The following is a 6,203-nucleotide window of genomic DNA, read 5'->3' as shown; positions in this document are numbered from 1 at the left end:
ATAAAATATCTTCATAAAATATATAATCTACTACAAGAATCTTCTCATTTGCGTTATACTATATATGTTAAATCAAAATATTACTATTATATAGGAGGAAATAATGAATATTTTAGTTTGTATTAAGACTGTTCCTGACGTAACAAACGCAAGAATAGATCCAGAAACTAACAATCTAATTAGAGATGGCCTAAAAATGATTATAAATCCATCTGATCTATGCGGACTTAAATTCGCACTAAATATAAAAGAACAAGTAAATGAAGACGTTAAAATTTCTGTCCTTACAATGGGACCACCTAGCGCAGAAAAAGACTTAAGAGACTGCATAGCAATGGGAGCTGACGAAGTTTATCTACTACAAGGTCTTGAGTTTAGAGGATCAGACACTATCGCAACATCCTACGCCCTATCAGAAGCAGCAAAATCAATAGCTGACTTTGATATCATCTTTACAGGCGACCAAACAATGGACGGAGATACAGGTCAAGTAGGACCACAACTAGCAGAATTTCTAGAAATGAACCAAGTAACTTATGTAAGTAAAATTGATTACATCGACGGAAGCTACGAAGTAAAAAGACAAACTAAAGGCGGCACAGAAACAGTTAAATTAAACACACCTTTCGTTGTAACATCTTTAAAAGACTCTGTAGGCAAACCATCAAAATTTGCACTTGGAAGAAACGACATAGCAGAAACTCAAGAAATTCACAACTTAACAGCAGAAAGTTTAAACCTTGATCCAGAAAGAATCGGACAAAAAGGATCAAAAACTTGGGTTAAAGAAGTGTATGCACCAGAAAAATCAGAAACCGGAACAATGATCGATAAAGGTTCACTTGATGCAAATGTAGATTTTGTAGTTGAACTTCTTAAGAAAGAACATGTATTGGTGTAGGTGATAAAATGAAAAACGGAAATATTTGGGTAATAGCAGAAAGAAACGGCGACACACTATCTAATATAACAATCGAAATAATGTCTAAAGCAAAAGAACTATCAAAAGCATTGGACAAAAAACTTAGCGTAGTAACAATCGGTTATGAAAATGATGTTATCGCAAAAGAAGCAGGAGTATACGGAGCAGATAGAGTTATTCAAGTAAACGACAAATTACTTGAACACTACACTACTCTTCCATTTACAAAAGTAATACTAAACTTAATCGATAAATATGATCCAGCACTAATCATGATTCCCGCAACAGTAAACGGACGTGATTTTGCTGGTAGAATTTGTGCAAAAAATAATACAGGACTTGTAGCAGACTGTCACGACATAAAACTTACAGACGACAAATCCGACATTAAATTCATAAGGCCAACATTTGATGGAAAATTATTCTCAGACGTAAGAATATCATCAGAAAGAATGATAGCAACTGTAGGAAAAGGAGCCTTCGTTCGTCAACTAAGAAATGAAGACAATAAATATGACATTATAATAGAAGAATCTAACCTAACAGAAGAAGATGTTAAGACAACATTTGTTGATTTTGAAAAATCTGACATGGACCCACTACTAGAATCACTACTAAACTCAAAAGTTGTAGTATCAGGTGGTATGGGACTAAAGAGCGCAGAAAACTGGCACTTAGTTGAAGAACTTGCAGAAGCACTTGGAGCAAATGTGGGCGCAACAAAACCCGTTGCAGACCTTGGATGGTGTGCAAAAGAACTTCAAGTTGGAGTTACAGGAGCTGTAGTAAAACCAGACGTATACATTGCCCTTGGAATATCAGGAGCAATACAACACATAAACGGAATGAAAGACTCATCAGTAATAATTGCAGTAAATAACGATCCAGAAGCACCAATATTTAAAACAGCACATTACGGAATCGTAGCAGACCTATTCGAATTCGTTCCAAAACTTATAGAAAAAATTAAAGCATTATAATTAAAACAAAAAGGTAGCTTAAAATATTTTATTCTTACTAGCTACCTTTTTTATTGCATCAAAAAAGCCACCTATGTAATCATAGATGGCTTCTTCTAATTTATTTAAGATAAATTATTTTACTTCTACAGTTGCTCCAACTTCTTCAAGTTTAGCTTTCATTTCTTCAGCTTCGTCTTTTGAAACTCCTTCTTTAACTGCTTTAGGAGCTCCGTCAACTAGAGCTTTTGCATCTTTAAGTCCAAGTCCAGTAATGTCTTTAACTACTTTAATTACTTTAACTTTTTCTTGTCCTGCTGATTCAAGTACTACGTCGAATTCAGTTTTTTCTTCAGCTGCTGCTGGAGCTGCGCCACCTGCTACTGGTGCTGCTGCTACTGCTGCTGGAGCTGCTGCTGATACTCCGAATTCTTCTTCTAGAGCTTTAACTACTTCTGATAGTTCTAATACTGTAAGTTCTTTAATTTCTTCTATTAATTTTTCTACTTTTTCTGACATTTTTTATTCCTCCGTTATATTATGCTGTTTGTTCTTCTTTTTCTGCAATTTGTTGTAAAACTATTGCAAGTGATCTAATTGTACCATTTAATACATTTGCTAGTCCTTGGATTGGTGCATTTAATCCTCCAAGTACTTGTGCTAATAATACTTCCTTAGATGGTAATTTAGCTAGTGCGTCGATTTCTTCTAGAGAAAGCACTTTTCCATCTACCATACCTGATTTGATTTCTAGAGCTTCGTGATCTTCCGCGAATTCTGCTGAAATCTTTGCAGCGCTTGCTGGATCTTCCATTCCAAATGCGATAGCGCTTGGTCCTTTAAAAACTTCATCAAGACCTTCGTATCCAAGTTCTTCGAAAGCACGTCTCATCATAGTGTTTTTATAAACTTTATAATTTACGTTAGCTTCTCTATACTTTGCTCTAAGTTCAGTAACTTCTTCTACATTAAGTCCTCTGTAGTTAACAAGTACTATAGATTGAGCTCCTTGAATATTTTCCTTGATTTCATCGACTAGGGCTTGTTTTGATTGTAGTTTTTCTTCTTTCAATTTGTCACCCCCAAATAAAAAAATCTCACGCCGCCGTGAGATGAAAATTGCATAATAATCCAAATTCTCAACCTCGGTAGGAAATTAAGGCACATGCCACCTACTGTCTGCGGCTATTAACATTGATATTATATATAGTTAGTAAGATTTTGTCAATAGTATTTTATAAGTTTTCTTTATATTTTACAAAAAATTGACAGGACCAATATTGATCCTGTCCTAGGTGTTTTTATTTTATTTCCATTAATTTTTGTCCGTTGATTTTAACTCCAGGTCCCATAGTTGAAGCTACAGTTACTGATTTTAAATAACGTCCTTTTGCTGCTGCTGGCTTAGCTTTTATGATTTCTCTAAGAATAGTTCTGAAGTTTTCGTCAAGTTTTTCTACTCCGAAAGAAACTTTTCCTATTGGCACGTTAATGATTGCAGCTTTGTCAACTCTATATTCAACTTTACCTGCTTTAGTTTCTTTAACAGCTTGAGCTACATCAAATGTTACTGTTCCAGATTTAGGGTTTGGCATAAGTCCCTTAGGTCCTAGCACTCTACCGATTTTACCTACTACACCCATCATGTCTGGTGTTGCGATTACGATGTCGAAGTCGAACCAGTTTTCGTTTTTGATTTTTTCTACATATTCTTCTCCGCCTGCGTAATCTGCTCCAGCTTCTTCTGCTTCTTTAATTTTGTCTCCCTTAGCAAGAACAAGTACTTTAACTTCTCTACCTGTTCCGTTTGGAAGTACTACAGTACCTCTTACTTGTTGGTCAGCATGTCTTGGGTCAACTCCAAGTCTTACTGAAAGGTCAACTGTTTCATCGAAATTTGCTTTTGCTGTTTTAACAACTAAGTCTAATGCTTCAGCTACATCGTAAAGATTTTCTCTGTCGATTAGCTTAATGCTTTCTTGATATTTTTTTCCTCTTTTTGGCATATTTACCTCCTAATGTGGTCCTTACGACTATGTCTCCCACTTATCCTTCTACTTCTATACCCATGCTACGTGCAGTTCCTGCTACCATTGACATGGCAGATTCAAGATTTGCAGCGTTTAAGTCAGGCATTTTGATTTTAGCAATTTCTTCTACTTGTGCTTTAGTCAATTTACCAACTTTTTTCTTGTTAGGTTCTCCACTTGCTGTTTCAAGTTTAAGAGCTTTCTTAATTAGAACAGCTGCTGGTGGAGTTTTTGTAATAAAAGTGAAAGAACGGTCTTGATAAACTGTTAGTACAACTGGAATAATCATTCCTTGTTGATCTTGAGTCTTTGCATTAAATTCTTTAGTAAATTGCATAATGTTAACACCGTGAGGTCCTAGTGCAGTACCTACTGGTGGTGCCGGTGTTGCTTTTCCTGCAGGAATTTGTAATTTAACTATTGCTATGACTTTTTTTGCCATTGTTTTTCCTCCTTGTGGTATATGCGGGTTTACCCTCCCACATCATCTTTACTCTTTAATAATTTGATTGAAATCTAATTCAACGGATGTATCTCTACCAAACATAGAGATACTAACTTTTACTTTTGCCTTGTCGTAATTAAAACTTTCGATTACACCGACCATGTTTTCAAAAGGTCCATTAATAACTTTTACAGTTTCGCCTTCTTCGTAGTTTCCAAATAATTCTTTATTATCTGTAACTCCAAGGAGCAATACTTCTTCATCAGTTAAAGGAACTGGTTTAGATGCAGGTCCAACAAAACCTGTTACTCCCCTTGTATTTCTAACTAAATACCAGGTTTCGTCATTCATGATCATGTTAACCAATACATATGAAGGGAACATCTTTCTCTCTTTTACCTTAGAAACGCCCTCTTTAGAATCAACATATTCTTCCATTGGAATTCTAATGTCTAAGATTTGATCTTCCATGCCGCGGTTTGCAACCATGGCTTCCATATTGTCTTTTACCTTTTTTTCATAGCCAGAGTAAGTGTGTATTACATACCATTTACTAGCTTCATTGGTATTTAGCTCTTGTTCTCCCAATTATAACACCCCTCAATATATAGGTCTAAATAGGAACATAATAAGCTTATCGTAAACTGTAAGTAGTAATGCGAAAAGAATTACTGCTACGATTACAATAATAGAATACTTAACTACTGTATCGAATGAAGGCCATACAACCTTTTTGAATTCAGATTTCACACCTCTAAAGTATTTTGAAAAGCCGCCTTTTTTCTCGTCAGCTTTGTTTACACCTTTAGTAGCCATAAATCCTCCTTACTTTGTCTCTTTGTGAGTTGTATGTTCTTTGCAGAATTTACAATACTTCTTAAGTTCTAATCTTTCTGTAGTATTTTTCTTGTTTTTATATGTCACATAATTTCTGTTTTTACATTGTGTGCATTCAAGTACTACTCTATCTGCCATAAAAACACCTCCTAGTGCTAAAAAAAAGAGCCGCCTAAGGGACTCCTCTTAATTTACTCGATAATATTATCACAAAAGCTCTAATTTGTAAAGACTTTTCGACTCTTAATCCCAGTTTTTTTCAAAACTCTCGATTAATTCACAAAGCTCTGTAATATTTGTATAATTTTTTATATTCCAAGTCTTTGGCATGAGATCTCTATAGGGAACTTTTGAAAATCTTTGGTCAATTAAAAGAATTTTCCCCCTATCATCTGATGTCCTTATAACCCTTCCTGCCGACTGAACGACCTTAATCATTCCAGGATAAATATATGCATATTCATATCCCCTGTTGTACTTCTTGTCGAAGTGGCTCTTTAAAATATTTCTTTCAAAAGATATTCCCGGTATGCCACAAGTTATTACAGCTGCCCCAACAAGCCTCTTGCCTATAAGGTCAATCCCTTCCGAAAAGACTCCTCCCATTACAGCAAAGGCTCTCGTGTCTGATGAGAATGTAAATGAATTTAAAAACTCTTCTCTCTCTTCTTCGTTCATTGAACTTTCTTGTATTATTGCATTTCTATCGTACTTTTGATATTCATCATATACTCTTCTCATGTAGGCATAGGATGGGAAAAAGAAAATATAATTGCCATGGTCTTTTGAAAATTCAACTAAGTTATTTACAATTATTCCAACAGAATCTTCTCTATCTCTATAAACTGTAGAAATATTTTCGTTTCTTAAAACGAGTAGATTGTTTGGATCAAAGGGCGACTCTATTTTATAATAGTAAGAATCATCATCTGCCCCAAGTAGATTTCCGTAGTATTTAATAGGCGTAAGAGTTGCCGAGAAAAATATTGAAGCAACTGGAACTTTTAAAA

General features: G+C 35.0%; 10 protein-coding genes and 1 other annotated feature. Of the genes, 2 read left to right on the top strand and 8 right to left on the bottom strand.

Translation table 11 applies throughout. From position 1 onward, the window contains the following. Nucleotides 1–103: 103 nt before the first annotated feature. A complete protein-coding gene (locus tag ACOX6R_RS06985; RefSeq protein WP_433448654.1) occupies nt 104–901 on the top strand; it encodes an electron transfer flavoprotein subunit beta/FixA family protein in 798 nt (265 codons plus the stop codon). A gap of 8 nt (nt 902–909) precedes the next feature. After that, nucleotides 910–1,902: an electron transfer flavoprotein subunit alpha/FixB family protein gene (locus ACOX6R_RS06980; RefSeq protein WP_433448652.1), complete on the top strand. Its 993-nt coding sequence runs from the start codon at nt 910–912 to the stop codon at nt 1,900–1,902. Nucleotides 1,903–2,016: 114 nt separating this feature from the next. Here the strand turns inward: ACOX6R_RS06980 and rplL are convergent, their stop codons facing one another. The 8 genes from rplL to ACOX6R_RS06940 form a co-directional block, all read right to left on the bottom strand. Then, nucleotides 2,017–2,400 carry a 50S ribosomal protein L7/L12 gene (gene rplL, locus ACOX6R_RS06975; RefSeq protein WP_433448650.1) on the bottom strand — a complete coding sequence of 128 codons (384 nt, stop codon included), beginning with the start codon at nt 2,398–2,400 and terminating at the stop codon, nt 2,017–2,019. Nucleotides 2,401–2,419: 19 nt separating this feature from the next. Continuing rightward, complete coding sequence (gene rplJ, locus ACOX6R_RS06970; RefSeq protein WP_433448649.1) at nt 2,420–2,953, bottom strand: 50S ribosomal protein L10; 534 nt, start codon at nt 2,951–2,953, stop codon at nt 2,420–2,422. 6 nt (nt 2,954–2,959) lie between these two features. After that, nucleotides 2,960–3,084, bottom strand: a sequence feature (ribosomal protein L10 leader region). A gap of 98 nt (nt 3,085–3,182) precedes the next feature. Continuing rightward, nucleotides 3,183–3,887, bottom strand: a complete 705-nt coding sequence (gene rplA, locus ACOX6R_RS06965) for a 50S ribosomal protein L1 (RefSeq protein ID WP_433448647.1) — start codon at nt 3,885–3,887, stop codon at nt 3,183–3,185. A 40-nt stretch (nt 3,888–3,927) separates the two neighbouring features. Beyond that, nucleotides 3,928–4,353, bottom strand: coding sequence for a 50S ribosomal protein L11 (gene rplK, locus ACOX6R_RS06960; RefSeq protein WP_433448645.1), 426 nt, complete (start codon nt 4,351–4,353; stop codon nt 3,928–3,930). Between the two features lie 48 nt (nt 4,354–4,401). Continuing rightward, a complete protein-coding gene (gene nusG, locus ACOX6R_RS06955) occupies nt 4,402–4,944 on the bottom strand; it encodes a transcription termination/antitermination protein NusG (protein ID WP_433448643.1) in 543 nt (180 codons plus the stop codon). Nucleotides 4,945–4,956: 12 nt separating this feature from the next. Next, nucleotides 4,957–5,172 carry a preprotein translocase subunit SecE gene (gene secE, locus ACOX6R_RS06950; protein WP_433448641.1) on the bottom strand — a complete coding sequence of 72 codons (216 nt, stop codon included), beginning with the start codon at nt 5,170–5,172 and terminating at the stop codon, nt 4,957–4,959. A gap of 9 nt (nt 5,173–5,181) precedes the next feature. After that, the gene (gene rpmG, locus ACOX6R_RS06945) at nt 5,182–5,331 is read right to left on the bottom strand and encodes a 50S ribosomal protein L33 (RefSeq protein WP_010242627.1); all 150 of its coding nucleotides are present in this window, start codon (nt 5,329–5,331) and stop codon (nt 5,182–5,184) included. A 105-nt stretch (nt 5,332–5,436) separates the two neighbouring features. Then, nucleotides 5,437–6,203, bottom strand: a 767-nt coding sequence (locus ACOX6R_RS06940; RefSeq protein ID WP_433448639.1) for a helicase C-terminal domain-containing protein, incomplete at its 5' end; no start/stop codon positions are given.

Origin of the sequence: Peptoniphilus sp. (assembly GCF_050943655.1) — a bacterium.
Taxonomy (GTDB): Bacteria; Bacillota; Clostridia; order Tissierellales; family Peptoniphilaceae; genus Peptoniphilus_A.
Note: the sequence above shows the minus strand (reverse complement) of the source record. Positions and strands in the feature narration are given on the sequence as shown.